15 protein-coding genes are annotated in these 17,802 nt (G+C 68.6%); 4 read left to right on the plus strand and 11 right to left on the minus strand.

Annotated elements, in window-relative coordinates:
• Positions 1–35: 35 nt before the first annotated feature.
• The 4 genes from KA248_08585 to KA248_08600 all read right to left on the minus strand — a co-directional run bounded on the left by KA248_08585 (position 36) and on the right by KA248_08600 (position 6,706).
• Positions 36–1,385 carry an aspartate kinase gene (locus KA248_08585; protein MBP7829957.1) on the minus strand — a complete coding sequence of 450 codons (1,350 nt, stop codon included), beginning with the start codon at positions 1,383–1,385 and terminating at the stop codon, positions 36–38.
• A gap of 82 nt (positions 1,386–1,467) precedes the next feature.
• On the minus strand, positions 1,468–2,754 hold the full coding sequence (locus tag KA248_08590; GenBank protein ID MBP7829958.1) for a homoserine dehydrogenase: 1,287 nt from the start codon (positions 2,752–2,754) through the stop codon (positions 1,468–1,470).
• A 203-nt stretch (positions 2,755–2,957) separates the two neighbouring features.
• Positions 2,958–3,938, minus strand: a complete 981-nt coding sequence (locus tag KA248_08595; GenBank protein MBP7829959.1) for an alpha/beta fold hydrolase — start codon at positions 3,936–3,938, stop codon at positions 2,958–2,960.
• Positions 3,935–6,706, minus strand: a complete 2,772-nt coding sequence (locus KA248_08600; protein ID MBP7829960.1) for a PAS domain S-box protein — start codon at positions 6,704–6,706, stop codon at positions 3,935–3,937. The genes KA248_08595 and KA248_08600 overlap by 4 nt, the downstream gene beginning before the upstream one ends.
• Positions 6,707–6,832: 126 nt before the next feature.
• Between KA248_08600 and KA248_08605 the strand changes: the two genes are divergently transcribed.
• The gene (locus KA248_08605) at positions 6,833–8,083 is read left to right on the plus strand and encodes an NAD(P)/FAD-dependent oxidoreductase (protein ID MBP7829961.1); all 1,251 of its coding nucleotides are present in this window, start codon (positions 6,833–6,835) and stop codon (positions 8,081–8,083) included.
• A gap of 195 nt (positions 8,084–8,278) precedes the next feature.
• Here the strand turns inward: KA248_08605 and KA248_08610 are convergent, their stop codons facing one another.
• Positions 8,279–8,773 carry a nitroreductase family protein gene (locus tag KA248_08610; GenBank protein MBP7829962.1) on the minus strand — a complete coding sequence of 165 codons (495 nt, stop codon included), beginning with the start codon at positions 8,771–8,773 and terminating at the stop codon, positions 8,279–8,281.
• A 113-nt stretch (positions 8,774–8,886) separates the two neighbouring features.
• Between KA248_08610 and KA248_08615 the strand changes: the two genes are divergently transcribed.
• Entirely contained in the window at positions 8,887–10,164 is a 1,278-nt protein-coding gene (locus tag KA248_08615) for an anion permease (GenBank protein ID MBP7829963.1), read from the plus strand.
• Here KA248_08615 and KA248_08620 read toward each other — a convergent pair.
• Complete coding sequence (locus tag KA248_08620; GenBank protein MBP7829964.1) at positions 10,139–11,374, minus strand: MFS transporter; 1,236 nt, start codon at positions 11,372–11,374, stop codon at positions 10,139–10,141. The two genes, KA248_08615 and KA248_08620, sit on opposite strands and share 26 nt — an antisense overlap.
• A gap of 23 nt (positions 11,375–11,397) precedes the next feature.
• Between KA248_08620 and KA248_08625 the strand changes: the two genes are divergently transcribed.
• Entirely contained in the window at positions 11,398–12,171 is a 774-nt protein-coding gene (locus KA248_08625; GenBank protein ID MBP7829965.1) for an HAD family hydrolase, read from the plus strand.
• On the opposite strand, the gene KA248_08630 is transcribed toward KA248_08625, so the two are convergent.
• Complete coding sequence (locus KA248_08630; GenBank protein ID MBP7829966.1) at positions 12,172–12,570, minus strand: hypothetical protein; 399 nt, start codon at positions 12,568–12,570, stop codon at positions 12,172–12,174. It lies immediately after the preceding gene.
• Between the two features lie 312 nt (positions 12,571–12,882).
• Between KA248_08630 and KA248_08635 the strand changes: the two genes are divergently transcribed.
• Positions 12,883–13,491 (plus strand): transposase, encoded by a 609-nt coding sequence (locus tag KA248_08635; protein ID MBP7829967.1) that lies wholly within the window; start codon positions 12,883–12,885, stop codon positions 13,489–13,491.
• Here the strand turns inward: KA248_08635 and KA248_08640 are convergent.
• From KA248_08640 to KA248_08655, 4 genes are all read right to left on the minus strand, one after another.
• Complete coding sequence (locus KA248_08640; GenBank protein MBP7829968.1) at positions 13,463–13,894, minus strand: thioesterase family protein; 432 nt, start codon at positions 13,892–13,894, stop codon at positions 13,463–13,465. The genes KA248_08635 and KA248_08640 overlap by 29 nt on opposite strands.
• A 185-nt stretch (positions 13,895–14,079) precedes the next feature.
• Positions 14,080–16,308, minus strand: coding sequence for a primosomal protein N' (priA, locus tag KA248_08645; GenBank protein ID MBP7829969.1), 2,229 nt, complete (start codon positions 16,306–16,308; stop codon positions 14,080–14,082).
• 84 nt (positions 16,309–16,392) lie between these two features.
• Positions 16,393–17,577 carry a histidine kinase gene (locus KA248_08650; protein ID MBP7829970.1) on the minus strand — a complete coding sequence of 395 codons (1,185 nt, stop codon included), beginning with the start codon at positions 17,575–17,577 and terminating at the stop codon, positions 16,393–16,395.
• Between the two features lie 10 nt (positions 17,578–17,587).
• A partial coding sequence (locus KA248_08655; protein MBP7829971.1) for a YjbQ family protein occupies positions 17,588–17,802 on the minus strand: 215 nt, incomplete at its 5' end.

Genomic DNA, 17,802 nt, shown 5'->3' on the forward strand with positions numbered 1-17,802 from the left:
CAATCCGCGTAATCCGCGGTTTCTCCGTCCTGTCTTCAATTGAAAAACGCGTGATATAAAGCCTTCACGGCCTTTTTACGGTCGTCCGCTTTCACGCCGAACATCATGCTGATTTCCGAAGAGCCCTGGTTCATCATCTCGATGTTCACGCCGGCGTCGGCCAGGGCCCGCGTGGCGCGGGCCGCCAGGCCGACGGTATGGCTCATCCCCTCGCCCACGACCATCAACAGCGCCAGCCCGCGTTCGACCTCGACGTCGTCCGCGCCCAATTCCTTTTGAATCCGGCCGACCACGTGGCGTTCCTTCTCCGGCGTGAACTGGTGGTCGCGCAGGATGACGCTCGTGTTGTCGATGCCGGACGGCGCGTGCTCGTAGGAGAGGCCCTCCTCCTCGAGGATCTGGAGCAGTTTCCGGCCGAACCCAATCTCGCGGTTCATCAGGTACTTGCTCAAGAACAGCGTGCAGAACCCGTCGCTGCTGGAGATGCCCACCACGCCGCCGGTGTGCGCGGGCCGCTCCGGCACGACCATCGTGCCCGGCGCGGACGGGCGGTTGGTGTTGCGGATGTTGATCGGGATATTCGCGTGGACCGCGGGCAGGATGGCCTCGTCGTGGAACACGCCGAACCCCGAGTAGGCCAGCTCGCGCATCTCGCGGTAGGTCAGCAGCTCGATCGGCCGGGCGTCGGGCACGATCCGCGGGTCCGCGGAATAGACCGAATCCACGTCGGTGAAATTCTCGTAGGCGTCCGCCTTCACGGCGGCGGCGAGGATGGCGCCGGTGATGTCCGAGCCGCCGCGCGGGAAGGTGACGATCCGGCCGGCCCGCGTATAGCCGAAGAACCCGGGGAAGATCGTCACGCCGGGCCGGCCGCGCAGCGCGGCCAGCCTGGCGTAGGATTCCGGCAGCACCTGGGCGTTGCCGGGCTCGTCGCTCAAGACCATGCCGGCCTCGCGGGGGCAGGCATAGGCCGCCGGCACGCCCTTCCGCGCGAAGGCGGCCGCGACGCAGCGGGCGCTGTAATCCTCGCCCGCGGCCTTGACGGCATCCGTGAACAGGCCCTTGTGGCTGCGGTCGGCGGACAGCCGACCGCGCAAATCCTGTTCGATCTCCGTCAGCAGGGCGGACGGCAGGTCCAGCTCGCGGCCGATCTCGGCGAAGCGATGCACCACGAGCGCCAGTTCCGCCTCGGCCTCGCCGCGCGCCAGCATCGCCTTCGCGCAGGCGATCAGCAGGTCGGTGACCTTGGTGTCGTCCTTCGACCGCTTGCCGGGCGCGGAGACCACGACGATCCGCCGGTCCGGGTCGGCCCGGACGATCTCCAGCACCTTGAGAATCTGGCCGGCGTCCGCCAGCGAGGTCCCGCCGAATTTAGCCACTTTCATGAGCTCGTCATCCTTCTTCCGTCTGTAGCTCCGGCGCTCCGCCGCCGGAGATTTCCGCCGACGGCGCGGCGGAACTACAGGATTAAAAGTCCTCGATCCGTATCCTCACGGTCGGCGCGCCGACCACGTCCAGTGTGTCGATCTCGGCCAGCGCGGCCCGGAACGCGCTCTCCGGCGCGGCATGGGTCACGACCAGCACGGGCACATGCTCGCCCTGCCGGGTCTCCTTTTGCATCACCGACGCGATGCTGATCCCGTTGCGGCCGAGGGCCTGCGCCACCAGGGCCAGCACGCCGGGCTTGTCCAGCAGCGAGAGGCGCAGGTAACAGCGGGTGACAATCTCGCCGATCGGCCGCAACGCGCCGGACGCCTGCCGGAGCACGGGCGGGCGGCGCGCGCCGGACGCCAGGTCGCGGGCCGCGTCGGCGAGGTCGGCCAGGACCGCGCTCGCGGTCGCCCGGCGCCCCGCGCCGCGGCCGTAGTACAGTGTGTCGCCCACGATGTCCCCGGACACCAGCACCGCGTTGAACACACCGCTGACCGCGGCCAGCGGGTGGGCGTGCGGGACAAGGGTCGGGTGCACGCGTACCTCGACGCCGTTGCCGCCCTGCTTGATCACCGCCAGCAGCTTGATGCGGTAGCCCATCTCGGCCGCGTAGGCGATGTCCCCGGAGGAAATGCTGCGGATGCCCTCGACGTGCACGGCGCTCATGGGCACGGGGAAGCCGTGCGCGAGCGAGGCCAGGACGACGGCCTTGTGGGCCGTGTCGCGGCCGTCCACGTCCAAGCTCGGTTCGGCCTCGGCGTACCCGGCCTGCTGGGCGGCCTTGAGCACCTGGTCGAAGGGCATCTGCTCCTCCTCCATGCGCGTGAGGATGTAATTGCAGGTGCCGTTAAGGATACCGTACACGCTCGCGATCCGGTTGGCCACCAGGCCTTCACGAACGGCCTTGATGATCGGGATGCCGCCGCCCACGCTGGCCTCGAAATAGAGCGCCGTCTTCTTTTCCGCGGCCAGCCGGTGCAACTCCGCGCCGGCCTCCGCCAGCAGGGCCTTGTTGGCCGTGACCACGGGCTTGCCGAGTTCGAGCGCCTGCCGGATGAATTCCTTCGCCTTGGTCACGCCGCCGATGAGTTCCACGACGACGTCCACCTTCGGGTCGCGGATGACCTCGCCGGCGTCGCGGGTCATCAGGGCCCGGTCGACCTTCACGCCGCGGTCCGAGTCCAGATCCAGGTCGGCCAGGCGGCGCAGGACGAGCCGCAGGCCCAGGCGCTCCTCGAGTAACCGGTCGTTCTGCTGCAAGCCTTCCACCACCCCGGCCCCGACGGTACCGAAGCCGAGCAAGCCTATGCCGATTTCTTTCATGTCCATCCATCCTGTTGGCCGATACGAAAAACCCCCTCACGCGAGGGGGCCACAGCGAAAAAGGTATCCGCCGGCGGCCCTCTCAAGAGCCTCCCGTGATCGTTACACTAACGATGACCGATTGGTTCATAGGGTCAAAATCTACAGCGTTTGACCCCGGTTACAAGCAGAAAGATGGAGCCGCCGCCACGCCCTCGACATCGTCATTCGGCCGGCGCGGCCGCTTCCTCCAGGCACTGCCGTACGGCTTTCCGCCATTTTTCCGAATCGGCGGCAAGGCAGGAAGAATGTCCGGCCGAGGAGAACCTGACCATGAAGCGCGGCCCGACCAGGCGGCCGAACAGGCGCTGCGCCTGTTCGGTCGTCACCCGGGGATCCTTCTCCCCATGCAGGACCAGGGTCGGGACCTTCGTCCCGGCCGCGTACTCCGCCGGGTTGTGCCGAAAGCCGTTAAATCCGCACTGCACGCCGCCCCAGAGGACCAGCGACTCGGCGGCGGGAAAGGCCGGCCAGCCCAGGGCCCGGAAACGATTCCGCACGGCGTTGAGCATGGTATCGAAGACCGCCTCCACGACTATGCCGTCGGCCTCGACCCCGAGGACGGCCACGGCGCGCAGCACGGCGGCGCCGCCCATGGACTGGCCGTAGAGGAAGAGGCCGTCCCGATCCGGCAGGCGCCCGCGGATCCACTCCGCGGCGGCCTGCACGTCGAAGGCCTCGCGCACGCCCAGCGTGGTCCGGTTCCCGGTCGAACCGCCGCTGCCGCGCAGGTCCACCAGGAGCACGGGGTGGCCCATGGCCCGGACGGCCGCGGCTTCCTCCAGCAGGCTGGATCGCGAGGTGCCGTACCCGTGGAAAAAAAGCACGGGCCAACGGTCGCCCGGCGCGGGGATGAACCAGGCCTCCAGATCCGCGCCGTCGGCAGCGCTGAATGTGACCGTTTCGAACTCCAGGCCGAACTGCGCCGGCGATCGGTCGTTCACGGGGCGCGCCCGCGCCGCGCCGCGGAACAGGATGAGGATTTTGTCCCCTGCGGAGAGAGCCTCGATTGCCGCCGCGGGACCGCCGGCGCGGTAGTTCAGAAAGGAGCGCGCATGGTTCCACGCCGCCACCTGCAACAGGAGCAGGGCCGCGGCGCCCAGGCCGAGCACCGGCCGAAGCCGCCCGCGGGCGCACGCCTTCACGGGGCGGAGCCCGGCCGCTGGTCGGGGCCGTCGAGAACCTGGCGGACCAGGCGCGCCAGTTCGCCCGCCTCGAAGGGTTTCCGGAGGAGGGGGATCATGAACAAGTCCGGGTCCTTGCTCAAGTGTTCCTGCGAGTAACCGGAGGCGAAGAGGGCGCGGATTCCCGGCCGCATCTTGAGCACCTCGCGCGCCAGGCTCACCCCGTCCATCCCCGGCATGACGATGTCGGTGAGGAGGAGATGGATGTGTTCCGCGGTCCGGGCCATCAGTTCCAGGGCGCTCTCGGCGCAGTCGGCCACATGCACCTTGTAGCCGAGATGGGTCAGGATGCGGCCGGTGACGTCCCGGACCGAGCGTTCGTCCTCCACCAGCAGCACGGTTTCCGTCCCTCCGGCTACCGGGGTGATGGCGCCCGTGGCCGACAGCTTGGCGGGCGGCACGTACGCCGCCGGCAGGTAGATCTTGAAGGTGCTGCCCTTGCCCACTTCCGTCTCCAGGGCCAGGCGTCCGCCGTGCTGCTTGACAATCCCGTATACCACGGAGAGGCCCAGGCCGGTTCCCTGCCCCGCCGGTTTGGTCGTAAACAAGGGCTCAAATATCTTCCGCCGGATTTCCTCGGATACGCCGCTGCCCGTATCCTGCACGGAAATGCGGATATGGCGCGCCCCGGCCTCGAAGTCCGGAGGCTCGACGAACTCGGAGGCCGGCTCGTTGTCCAGCTTCACCATCGCGGTGCCGATGGTGACCGAGCCCTGGTTGTGGATGGCGTCCCGCGCGTTCATCGCGAGGTTGGCGAGCACCTGCTCCAGCCGGCCCTTGTCCACCTGGGCGATGCAGGGCTCGCGCGCCAGGCGGACCTCCAGCCGGATGCGCTCGCCGAGGATATGCTGGAACATGCCCTCCATGCCCGCGATGATCTCGTTGACGTTCAATGCCTTCAGCTCGATGGGCTGCTTCCGGCAGAAGGTCAGCAACTCCTTGGTCAGTTGCGAGGCCCGCTTCGCCGTCCGGAGAATCTCCCCCGCGTCCTTGCTCAACTTCGCATCCTGCGCCACGGCATCCGCCAGGAACTGGGCGCTGCTCAAGATGACCGTCAGCATATTGTTGAAATCGTGGGCGATCCCCCCGGCGATCTCTCCGACGGTTTCGATCTTCTGCGTCTCCATCAACTGGTTCTCCAGGGCGACGCTGTCCGTCACGTCGCGCCGGATGGCCAGGTAATGGACGGCCCGGCCCGTCCCATCCTTCACCGGCGAGATCAGCACGTCCTCCTCGCGCACGGAGCCGTCCTTGCGCCGGGTCCGCATGCGGCCCCGCCAGTTCTCCCCGTGGAGCAGCGCTTCCAGCACCTCGCGTACCTGGCGCGTATCTTCAGGCCGGCCGAAGAACCGCGCGCTCTGCCCCAGCAGTTCCGCGGACGTGTACCCGGTCATTTTCTCCAGGGCCGGGTTGACGTAGCAGACGACGCCCTGGGTGTCGGTGATGACGACCCCGTCGGCCAGCTGCGCCACGGCCGCGGAGAGCCTTACGCGTTCCTGTTCGGCATGTTTCCGGTCGGCCATTTCGCGCAGCAGTTGCTCGTTGGCGGCCTGCAGGGCATGCTGCGCCTGCAGCCGCTTGTTCACGTTGATCCCGTACCCCAGGACCAGCAGGCCCAGGATCCCCACGCCGCCCAAAACCAGCCAGACCGTCTGCTTCCGGAACCGGTACATGGGCTCGGACCGGTGAATCACGAGGCTCCCCGCGGGCAACGCCGCGAGATCGATCCCGAAACGCTGCATCTGCGCGTGATCGAACATGTACTGGTTCGGGCAGCGCTGGATCACCGGGATGCCTTCCGCGCGCTCCCCGGCCAGGATCCGCAGGGTCATTTCCGCCGCCGCGCGCCCGTGGGTCTCCCCCCGCGTCAGCATGCCCCCGACAATCCCGTCGCCGAGGTAGAACGCCCACACGCCGTAGACCGGAAGCGGGGTGGCCGAGCAGACCAGTTGCGCGGCGTCGCGGTAACGGAACACCTGGCCCAGCCGGTCCTGATTGAAGGTCATCAGAAGTACCACCGTCTTTTCCGGCAGCCCGCGTATTTCATCCAGGAGTTCCGCCATGCTGGCCGGGCCGGTGAAGCGGAACGACACCCGCCCCGCGTACTTCGGCATGATCTCTTCGACCCTCTTGTTGTTGGCCTTGCCGGTGGAACTCTGGTCGTTGATCACGTACACCTGCCGCGTGCCAGGATGAAGCTGCAAGGCGGCATCCAGCGTGGCCTCCAGGTCGTAGGACTCCACCACCCCGGTGATATCCGCCTGCCCCTCCAGCATCTCGGGCCGGAAGTAGTTCACCCCGCAAAACACCACCGGCGTCGGGCCGAAAAGCCGGGCCCGGTACTGGAGGAGAAAACGCAGCGCGTCGTCATCCGAGGCAATGACCGCGCTGAACTCGTTGGTCCGGAATTTCATGGAGAAAAGCCGGGCGAGCTCCTCGAAGTACTCCGGCGAGGAGATCCGCTTGGCGTCCATGAACTCGAATTGGAGCACGTGCCATTTGCCCTCGGGGCTGTCGAACACGGACTGGATCCCGTCACTGATGGCCGTCGCCCAGCGCATGCCGTAATGATAGGAATGGAGAACCAGGACTTCCTTCCCCTGGGGGATGCCGTCGGATCCGCGGGCCGCGCAGGCCCCGAGAAGGCCCAGGCACACCAGGCCCACCTGCCGCCACGCCGATACCGAACCCCGGGGCGGGCGATACGATGTCGAATTGGGCGTTTTCATTCGGCGCCGTGTCTTCTTTCCTTCTTATATACCCAAAAAGGGAAAGCAACAAACGCAAATGAATCGCTAAATGAATCCGCGTCAAGGGACTTCTCCGCGCGGGGCCGAGGGTTTATGCTGGCCGCCATGTCCGACACTTCCAGGGCCGACCGCGACGTGGCCGTCGTGGGCGGCGGGCCGGCCGGATTGACGGCGGCCTGGATGGCGGCCCGGCATGGCGCCCGCGTCACGGTCTTTGAACAACTCCCGCGCCCCGGGCTCCGGCTCATGGCCAGCGGCGGCGGGCGCGGCAACCTGACCACTACACTCGATTTGGAATCCATCATGGCGCGCTTCGGGCGGAGCGGCCGGTTCCTCCAGCCCGCGCTCTCCATGCTTGACCCCGCGGCCCTCCGCCGCTGGCTGGCCGAACTGGGCGTGCCCACCTTCGCCCCGGACGGCGTGCACGTCTATCCCGTCTCCGAATCCGCCGCCGACGCGCAGCAGGCCCTCGTCCGGGCCTGCACGCGGGCCGGCGTGATCTTCCGGCTGGATTGCCCGGTCCATGGACTTTCCTTCCAGGCCGTGGAAACGGCGCAACTGCAGACCGCGCGGGGGCCGTGGCGCGGTCGGAATGTGATTCTCGCCACCGGCGGCCGGAGCTACCCGAAACTCGGCGGCGGCGACCAGGGCTATGCGCTGGCCCGGCAGGCGGGCCACACCGTCATCCCGCCCCTCCCGGCCCTGGTCCCCCTGGTCACGAAGGAGACATGGCCCTCCGCCTGCGCCGGCGCCTCGGTGGCCGACGCGGAACTCTCCCTCGCCCGCCGGGGCCGCGAAGCCCCTTGCGTCCGGGGCGCCCTGCTCTTCACGCACCGCGGCCTGTCCGGTCCCGCGGCGCTCGATCTCTCGGGCGAGGTCAGCGCCCGGCTGGCCGACGGCGCGCCCGTGCCGGCCTTCCTGAACCTCGCGCCCGGCCGCGCGCCGGCGGACTGGACTCGGGACCTGGAACAACTGCCTCGCTCCAATGGGACGCGGCGAGTGGCCGCGTGGCTGGACGGGTTCCTGCCGCGGTCGGTCGCCGGGGCGCTCGCCGCCGCGTGCGGCGTGCCGGCCGACTTGACCGCCTCGCGCCTCGCGGCGGACCAGCGCGAGCGCCTGGCCGCCCACCTCGCCGGCTGGCCGCTGACGATCGTCGCCACGGAGGGATTCGACCACGCCATGGTCACCCGCGGCGGCGTCAGCCTGCGCGAGATCGATCCCCACACCCTCGCGAGCCGCCTCGTGAGGGGCCTCTATTTCGCGGGCGAGATCGTGGACCTCGACGGGCCCTGCGGCGGGTTCAACCTGCAATGGGCCTTTTCCAGCGGCTGGCTCGCGGGTCTCTCGGCTCTGTAGCGCCGCAGGCGGGACGCGGCGGCCAGTGTGGTGTCCCGGAAATACATGGACACAGAGATCGCCCCCTGCCGGCTTGACCGGCAGGGGCGGAAGGTTGGGGAACGTCGCGCCGGGCGCGTTTCCCCAGCCTCGTTCACCGGCGGGACAAGCCCGCCGGGGTCTGGGATGGTGCGCCGCTACTTCTGGGACAGGACACTAGTATTTCTCCCAGTGCAGCACCTCGTTCAGCGGGCGCTTCGGCGCACGGCCTCCGACAGGTTCCGCCTTCCCAATGGCCACGAGGGAGACCAGTAAAAAACCGTCCGGCGCGCCGAGCAGCCGGCACACCGCGGGCGCGTAGGGTTTCTTGTCGCCGGCCACCCAGCAGGTCTGGTGCCCCAGCGCCGTCGCCGCCAGCAGGATGTTCTCCGTCGCCGCGCAGCCGTCTTCCAGGTAATACTTCGACGGCCGGCACAGCACCGCCAGGCAGGCACCCGCCTCCGCGATGAATTTTCCGTTGTCCGCCAGGCCGGCCAGCTCCTTGAGCCGGGCGCGGTCGGTCACCGCCACGAAGTCCCACGGCTGCTCGTTGCGCGCCGTGGGCGCCCGCCGCCCCGCGTCCGCGATCACCTCCAGGTGCGCCCGCGGCACGGCCTCGCCGGTGAACTTCCGCGAACTGCGCCGCTCTTCGATCGCTTTGAAGAAATCCATGACCCTCTCCTTTGTTTCGGGATCATTCATAGCGCGCGGCCGGGCCCCTTGCAATCCCGCGTCGTGTTTTGATTGACGCGCCGCGAACGCTTCCTCCAGACTGGCGTGAGGCTATGAAACCCTCGCTCGCGCCGGTGGTCATTTTTATTTTGTGCTACGCGCTCTTCGTCGCGCTGCCGAAGCGGCGCTCGTGGATCGCGCTGGGCGGCAGCTTCCTGCTCGTCCTCTCCGGGGCGCTGGGCTGGAAGACCGCGCTGACCGAGACGATCCAGTGGAACGTGATCGCCCTGTTCTTCGGCACGCTGGTGCTGGCCGAGATGTTCATGCAGTCGCGGATGCCCGCCGTGATGGCCGAGTTCCTCGTGGACCGCACGCGCACGGTGCGCGGGGCCATGCTGGCGGTCTGCGCCCTCTCCGGCGGGCTCTCGATGTTCGTGGAAAACGTGGCCGTGGTCCTGCTCGTCGCGCCCGTCGCGTTGAGCCTCGCCGACAAGCTGAAGCTCTCGCCCGTCCCCCTGCTCATCGCCATCGCCGTCAGTTCCAACCTGCAGGGCACGGCGACGCTGATCGGCGATCCGCCGAGCATGATCCTCGGCGGCTATATGAAGATGAGCTTCAACGATTTCTTTGCCTACCACGGCAGGCCGGGCATCTTCTTCGCCGTGCAGGTCGGGGCGCTCGCGGCGCTGGCCGTCCTCGCGTGGCAGCTACGCGCGCACCGCGAGCCGACCGCGATCGTCCCGCAGGAGAAGATCCGCTCCCCGGTGCCCGGCCTGCTGATGCTCGCGCTCATCCTCGGGCTCTCCGTGACCTCCGTGTTCGACCCGGATTTCAAGTGGCTGGCCGGCACGCTGACCCTCGTGCTGGCGGCCCTCGGGCTGCTCTGGTACCGCTTCCGCGCCCGCTGGCAGAGCGTCCGCGAGCTCGTCGGCACGCTGGACTGGGACACGACCCTGTTCCTGATCGGCGTGTTCGTCCTGGTCGGCGGCTTGAGCGAGTCCGGCTGGCTCGATGTCTTCGCCTCGTGGATCTCCGCGCACCTGGGCGGCCGCCTGTTCGGGGCCTTCGCGGCGATCGTGCTGGTGTCGGTGGCCCTGTCCGCGATCGTGGACAACGTGCCGTTCCTGCTGGCGATGATCCCCGTGGTGCAGAAGGTCGCGGATAACCTGCACGCCCCCGTGCCCGTCCTCCTCTTCGGGCTGCTGATCGGCTCCTGCCTCGGCGGCAACATCACGCCGATCGGCGCGTCGGCCAACGTGGTGGCGATCGGCATCCTGAAGAAGCGCGGCCACGTCGTCACGTTCCGCGAGTTCATGGCGATCGGCGTCCCGTTCACGGTGGCCGCGGTTCTCGCCGCTTGCGCGTTCACGTGGTGGGTCTGGGCTCCGTAGGCTCCGGCCGCGAGCGCTCCGCCCACCGGATCGCGGGCAGCACCAGCATGAACAACAGCCCGCCGGCCACGAAGATGCCGCGGATCCCGTAGTGCGCCGCGACGAGGCCGCTGCCCAGCGGCGCCATGAACCAGCCGATCGACCGCATCGTGCCGGCCCACCCGAACACCGCGCCGCGCCGCCGCACGGGCGTGATGCGCGTCAGCCAGATCTGCATCACGGGATCGAGCGCCCCGGTGCAGAACACCATGGCGAAGCGGACGGGAAAAAGGAATACGAAGGTGCGCGTCCACGCCTGCGGCGCCATGAGCAGCCCGGCGCCGAGGGTCAGCAGCAGCGCCAGCCGCGCGGGCGTCGAGCGATCCGCCACCCGCCCCACGACCAGCGCCGCCAGCAGGCCGGCGATTCCACCGGCCGCGTTCAGCGCTCCCGTCCGGATCGCGGCGCCCGCCAGCCCCCCGTGGATCTCCTGCACCAGCAGCGGCAGGAACGACACGTCGAACTGCCGCACGAAGGACAGGAGGCCGAAGAGCAGGAGCACCGGCAGGATGCCCTGCCCCGCGAGCCGCCCCTCCGCCGTGCGCCCGTCCTCCGCGCGCGGCGCGCCGGGCGCGTCCTCGGTGGTCCAGAGGGCGACCAGCAGGCCGCTCGCGAGCAGGAACGCCCCCCCGACGAGAAACGCGGCGCGGTACCCGAGCCCGTCGGCCACCACGCCGCCGACGAACGCCCCGGTCAGCGAGCCGGAAAAGACGGCGGCCGTCAGCGCGCCGAGGGCCTGGCCGCTCCGGTGCGCGGGCGCCTGCACGGAGACCATCGTCTGGGCCGCGGTCATCGTGCCCGTGAACATCCCCTGCAGCAGGCGCAGCACGCACAGCGCCTCCACGCTGCGCACCAGGCCCATGAGCAGGATCACCGCCGCGCCCGCGAAGTTGGCCCGCAGCAGCATCAGCCGCCGGCTGTACCGGTCCGCCAGGTGTCCCCACAGCGGCGAGAAGACCGCCAGCGAGAGCGGCGTCGCGGCCCCGAACATCGCCACCCAGAACTTGAGCCGCGCCGGGTCCGTCACGCCGAGTTGCTCCTGCATGTAGAACGGCGCGAACGGGAGGGCGAAGGCAAAGCCCATGATGGAAAAGAACTGCGACACGCCGGTGACCACGACGTTCCGCTCCCAGCCCGCGTGAAAAACCCGCCTGACCCATCGGATTGCCATTGATTGCGCCCGGCTCCTCCGGCATGCTGAAGGGCCTCGGCGGGAAAGAAGGTAGCGGAAAAATGGCGTTCGACAAGAAAAGCATCCGGGCGGTCATCTTCGACTACGGCAACACGCTTGTGGAATTCAGCCGCAAGCAGGTCGTCGTCTGCGACGCCGCCCTCGCCGACGCCCTCGAGAAGCACTTCGGCAAGCCGGATTTCGAGAAGCTCTCCGCCCTCCGCGACCGCGACCGCCTGGCCCCGTACGCCGGTGATCCCCCGCTCTACCGCGAGAACGACCTCGTCGAGATCACCACGGCCATGATCCAGGAGCTCTACGGCCTCGACCCCTCGCCCGAGCAGCTCGCGGAAATCCTGCGCGCCCGCTTCGAGGTCTTCGTCCGCATCGTCCGCGCGGAGCCGGAGGTGTACGGCCTGCTCGACCGGCTCGCCCAGCGGTACCGGCTCGGCCTGCTCTCGAACTACCCCGACGGCGACGCCATCCGGGAGAGCCTGGCCAAGACCGGCCTCGACGCCTACTTCAAGTCCGTCGTCGTCTCCGCCGACGTCCATCTCGTCAAGCCGCACCCGGTGCCGTTCCTGACGATCCTGGACGACCTGCGCGTGCGGGCGGACCAGGCGGTGCTCGTCGGCGACAACTGGGTGGCGGACGTCCAGGGCGGCAAGCGCGCCGGGCTGCACGTGGTGATGCTGCGCCGGTGGGAGACGCCCGAGAAGCTGCCGCGCAAGCCCGGCGACTTCGAGCCCGACGTCACGATCGGCACGCTGTCCGAGCTCGAGGCCCTGCTGCTCTGATCAGGCCTCGCCAAGGCTCAAGTCGCCGTGGATCTTGTACACGGGCCCGTCGCGGCTGACCTTGAGATCGCGGCCCGGGAACTCCGTCTTCACTTCCGCCTCGATCATGGACACGACTTCCTGCTCGATCGATTCCATGACGGCCGGCGGGACGCGCGCCGGGGTCGCCATGCGGATCTCCACGACGTACCCCTTGCCGAGGCTCGATCCGTAGCCGGCGGAAAAGGCCGCGCCGACGTTGAACAGGCCGTCGGATTCCCGGTTCGCCGTCGCGCCGCGCGGCGGGCGGTTCGGGTGCAGCGGGTACTTCTTCCCGTACCGCTCCTCCAGCCGGTCGTCGATCCGGTCGAAAAGCGCCTTGAGCTTGTCCTCCCAGCCTATGGCCTTCGGGTGCCGCATGGTGGCCATTTGTATTGGTCCGTCCCGCGCAACGCAAGCCCGACTCGCAAGCGACATATCCCCTTGTTCTAGTTGTAAGACCCCCGCCAGCTGGTCTGGCGGGTGAATCAGTTTGGCGGCAACGAACGCCGCGGAAGCAGGTGCGTGGCCGCTCTAGCCGCCAAACTGATTCACCCGCGGCGCAAGGCCGCGGGGGTCTTTTGCTGGAGCAAAGGGGATGCGCGGATTCGGGACTCGCGGACCGGTTGCACGGCTTCCCGTCGTGCGGTATAGTCTGCCCGGTTTCTTTGAACTCCAAGGAAAGGACTACAGATGAAGTCGGCAAAGATCGTCAGCATCGTTCTGTTCGCGTTCCTCGCGGCCGGCGCGGGCCGCGTATCGGCCCAGGTGTCCGAGCCCGACATGGCCGAACTCATGAAGGCCATGCAGGCCATGACCGCGGCGGCCAGCAACAGCGCGCCGGTCGTCGACTTCCGCGCGCTCAAGGCCCTGCTCCCCGAATCGCTCGACGGCTTCACCCGCACGAGCGCCACCGGCGAGAAGAACACGGCGATGGGCATGACCATCTCCCAGGCCGAGGGCCGGTACGAGCAGGGCGACGCCTCCATCGAGATCAGTCTCTCCGACAACGGCGGCATGGGCGGCCTCATGAGCTTCGCGCAGGCGGCGTGGGCGTCGTCCGAGATCGACCGCGAGACGGATACCGGCTTCGAGCGCACGACCAGCTACGGCAGCCACAAGGCGCGCGAGGAGTACGACAACGAGGACCAGCGCGGCGAAATCGAAATTCTCGCGGGCGGCCGCTTCATGGTGAAAGTCACCGGCTACAAGGTCGCGTGGGAGGCCCTCCAGGCCGCGGTGAAGAAGCTCGACCTCGACGCCCTCGCGGCGCTCAAGCCGGCCGCGCCAGCCGCGCCTTGAACTCCGCCGGCATCCGGGCGATCCGGCCGGCGGCGTAATCGAAGAACGCGAGGGCCGTTTTGGCCCGGGCGATCTCCCGGCCGTCCGCGACCCGGGTGAGCCGGTAGTAGAAGTCGCAGCCGCAGGCGCCGAACTCGCCCGCGCCCACCTCCGCGCGCAGCACGTCGCCGTGGAAGGCCTGCGCGGCGTACACGATCACGGCATCGAGCATGATCATCGCCGCGCCGCCGGCGTCTTCCTCCGTGAAGCCGTGCTGCTTCAGGAAGCGCAGCCGGGCCTCGTGCAGCAGGCCGAGCACGGCGTCGTTGCCGAGATGCCGCCCGTAGTTCACGTCGCCGATGCGGACCTCGAGATCGGTTTGAAACGGCAGCTTCTCGGGCAGCTCGAGTTTCACGCGCGGCATGGGCCCCTCCGGGTTTTCCAATCATTGGAAAATTTCAGGCCCGTTTTTCCAATGTTTGGAAAATCCGGCGCGTTTTTTTCCAATGTTTGGAAAAATTCTGCCCGATTTTTCCAAACATTGGAAACTTATACCGCGGGCGCCAGGGGCGGCCTGTAGACGGGGTCGGCGACCCCGTCTACAAGCGATTACATCAAGGACACCGCGTCCACGTCCACGATGCAGCGGACGTCCTCGGGCCACTTGAAGGTGTCGAGGACGGCCTTGAGGGGCGCCGTCATGCTCCGGGTCGTCGCCGCGCGCAGGATGACCTGGAAGCGGTACTGCCCGCGCGCGCGGGCCAGCGGCGCGGGGGTCGGGCCCGCGATCCGAACGCCGGGAGGCCGCTTCGGCTGCAACGCGCGGACCAGCGCCTCGCCGGCGAACTGGACCTTGGCCTCGTTCGGGCCCTGTAGATGCAGGCACACGAGATGCCCGAACGGCGGGTATTCCAGTTCCTTCCGGAACTCGATTTCCTGGTCGAAGAACGCCTCGTAGTCCAGCCGCCGCGCGGCCTGGATGGCCGGGTGGAACGGCGTGTAGGTCTGGACGATGACCTCGCCGGTCGCCTGCCCCCGCCCCGCGCGGCCCGCGACCTGGGTCAGCAGTTGGAAGGTCCGCTCGGCGGCCCGGAAGTCCGGCATGTGCAGGCTCAAGTCGGCGTAGAGCACGCCGACGAGCGTGACGTTCGGGAAATGCAGGCCCTTGGCGATCATCTGGGTGCCGACGAGGATGTCGATCTGGCCGGTCCGGAACTCGCCCAGGATCCGGCCGTGCGAGTGCTTCCGGCTGGTGGTGTCGGAATCCATGCGCCGCACGCGGGCCTTCGGGAACAGCTTCGCGACGATGGCCTCGATCCGCTGGGTTCCGAAGCCGGCGAACTTGAAGGCCGGGTCGCGGCACTCTTCGTTCGGGCACCGGGACGGCAGTGCGCGGCGCGCCCCGCAGACGTGACAGAGCAACACCTCCGGGGCGTCCGGCTGCCGGTGATAGGTCATGGCCACGCTGCACTCGCCGCACCGAGCCACGTAGCCGCACTTCGGGCAGACCAGCGAGGTGGAGTAGCCGCGCCGGTTGAGGAACAGCATGGTCTGCTCGGCCCGGTCCAGGCGCCCCCGGATGGCCTCCACCAGGTCGCGGGAAAAGACATTCGGGCGGCCTTCGCGCTCGGCCTCGGCGCGCATGTCCACCACGCGCACGGACGGCATGGTGCGGTGGTCCACGCGCGCGGGCATCCGCGCGAGGCCGTACTTCCCGTTGCGCGTGTTCTGGAACGACTCGAGCGAGGGCGTGGCGGTGCCCAGCACCACCGCGCAGCGCTCCAGGCGCCCGCGCATCACGGCGACGTCGCGGGCATGGTAGGCCGGGGTTTCCTCCTGCTTGTAGGTCGGCTCGTGCTCCTCGTCCACGACGATCAGCCCGAGGCGCTCCACCGGCGCGAACAGCGCCGAGCGGGCGCCGATGACCACGCGGGCCCGGCCCTGACGCACCCGGTGCCACTCGTCGTGCCGCTCGCCGTCGGAGAGGCTGCTGTGCAGCACCGCGATCGTGTCGCCGAACCGTCCGGCGAAGCGCTCGATGGTCTGCGGCGTCAGCGAAATCTCCGGCACGAGGACGATGGCCCCCTGCCCCTTCTCCAGGGCCCGCGCGATGGCCTGGAGATAGACTTCCGTCTTGCCGCTGCCCGTGACCCCGTAGAGCAGCACGACCGGCGGCTCGAGCGTGTCCATGGCGCGGCACACCAGGGCGAGGGCGTCCTGCTGCTGCGGCATCATCGCCAGAGGCTGGGTCCGCAGGAGCTCGTGCCCGGCCAGCGGGTCGCGGTGCACGGCCTGGCGACCGACTTGCACCCAGCCTTTCTTCTCCAGCGCGCGGACGGCGGCGGACGTGGTCTTCGCGGCGCGCGCCAGGTCGTTGAGGAAGGCCGGGCCGCCCGCCCGGAGCGCGTCCAGCACGGCGGCCTGCTTCGGGGCCTTGAGCCGCAGTTTCTCCACGGCCAGTTCGTCCAGCGCCGCCTCGCCCGGCTGGACCATCAGCCGCTCCTTGAAGCCCGTGCCCTTCCGGCGGACCGGCGCGGGGAGCACGGTATGGATCACCCGCTCCACGGGCGCCTGGTAGTACTCCCCGATCCAGCGCGCCAGTTCCAGCAGCCGCTCGTCCACCAGCACGGCCTGGCCGACGGTATCGCGGATTTCCTTGAGCTTCGGATGCCGCGCCTCGCCGGAAAAGCCGACGACATAGCCGCGCGCCTCGGAATGGCCGAACGGCACGACGACCTGCATGCCGACCTGGAGTTGCGCCTCCAGCCGGGCCGGGACCAGGTAGTCGAACTCGCGGTTGCGCGCGACCTCGACGACGACTCTGGCGATTTTCGGCATCGAAATTCTCCGGCGGCGGAGCGCCGGAGCTACAGGAACACTGTAGTTCCGCCGCCCTGTCGGCGGAAGTTCATGATCCCGCCCTTACCCGGCGTCCCCTGATTCCGCGGCCGGGGATATCGGCGGCAGGTCCCGGATCCAGTCCTGCGGGCCCTCGCCGAAGAAGTAGAGCAATGGCATCCAGACGCGTTCCGCCCAGGCGGCCTCGTTGTGTTCGGCGTCCGGGTCCAGCACCCAGACCAGGTTCTTCCCCTGTTCAAAGCCCATGCCCTGCAGCAGGGGCAGCATTCGATCGATGCCCTTCTGCAGGCGCTCTTCGAGGCCGATCCCGCCGTTGTCCATGTAGAACCGGACCGCGGGCGGATCTTCCTGCTTCTCGCGGGCGAGGGCCAGCGTCTCGTCCGGGAACGAGGGCGAGAGGCACCCGGCCATGGAAAAGACCTCCGGGTACTCCCAGGCCGTCAGGAAGGAGACGCGCCCGCCCATGGACGAACCCATGACCGCGGTGTGCTCCCGCCCGGCCAGCGTCCGGTACTTCGAGTCGATGAAGGCCTTCAGGTCCTTCGCGAGGAACCGGCGGAACGCGGCGCCCTGTTCCGTCTCGGCGTACTCCGGGAACCGGTTGCTGGTGCAGGTGGCGGCCACGACGATGATTTCGCGCATCCGGCCTTCGCCGATCAGCCGCGTCGCCGTTTCGTCCACGCCCCAGTCCACGCCGTGCGTGGAGGTGGAGGGATTAAAAACCTGCTGGCCGTCGTGCATGTAGAGGACGGGATAGCGGCGTTCCGCATCCGCGGCATAACTCGGGGGCAGCCAGACGAGGACGTCGCGCGGCAGGATGCCCTCGCCTTCCATGCCGGCGTGGTATTCGACGGTCCCCGTGTACTTCGGGGCGGCGGGGTCGCGCGCTTTCCGCCACTGCGTCACGACCTCGCGCACCGTCGTGTCGCCGCCGACGCGGAGCACGTGGTTGGGCGGCACGGACCCGTCGTCGGCCAGCGCCTCGGTGTCCCAGGAGCCCAGCGTGAACTTGTATTCCAGCGTCGTGCCGGTTTCGACGGGCACCTTGAGCACCCAGAAGCCGTCGGCCCGTTTCTGGAGGGCGATCGCCGCCGGGTCCCAGTTCCCGAGCTTCTCGTGGTTGCCCGTGATGTGCACCCAGCCTTTCTCCGGCAGGTCGTTCGCGGTGATGACGAACGACACCCAGCTCTCCGCGGCGCCCGCCGATAGCGCCGAAATCAGCAGCAGCGCGATCCAGATCCTTTTCATCCCGCCTCCTTTATTCCCCGATGATCTTGACCAGCACGCGCTTGCGGCGCCGGCCGTCGAACTCCCCGTAGAAAATGCTCTCCCACGGCCCGAAATCGAGTTGGCCGCCGCTGACGGCGACGACGACCTCGCGGCCCATGACCGTGCGCTTGAGGTGGGCGTCCGCGTTGTCCTCCGCGCCGTTGTGGGCGTACTGCGAATACGGTTTCTCGGGCGCGAGTTTCT

The sequence above is a fragment of the Kiritimatiellia bacterium genome (assembly GCA_018001225.1).
Lineage (GTDB): Bacteria > Verrucomicrobiota > Kiritimatiellia > CAIQIC01 > JAGNIJ01 > JAGNIJ01.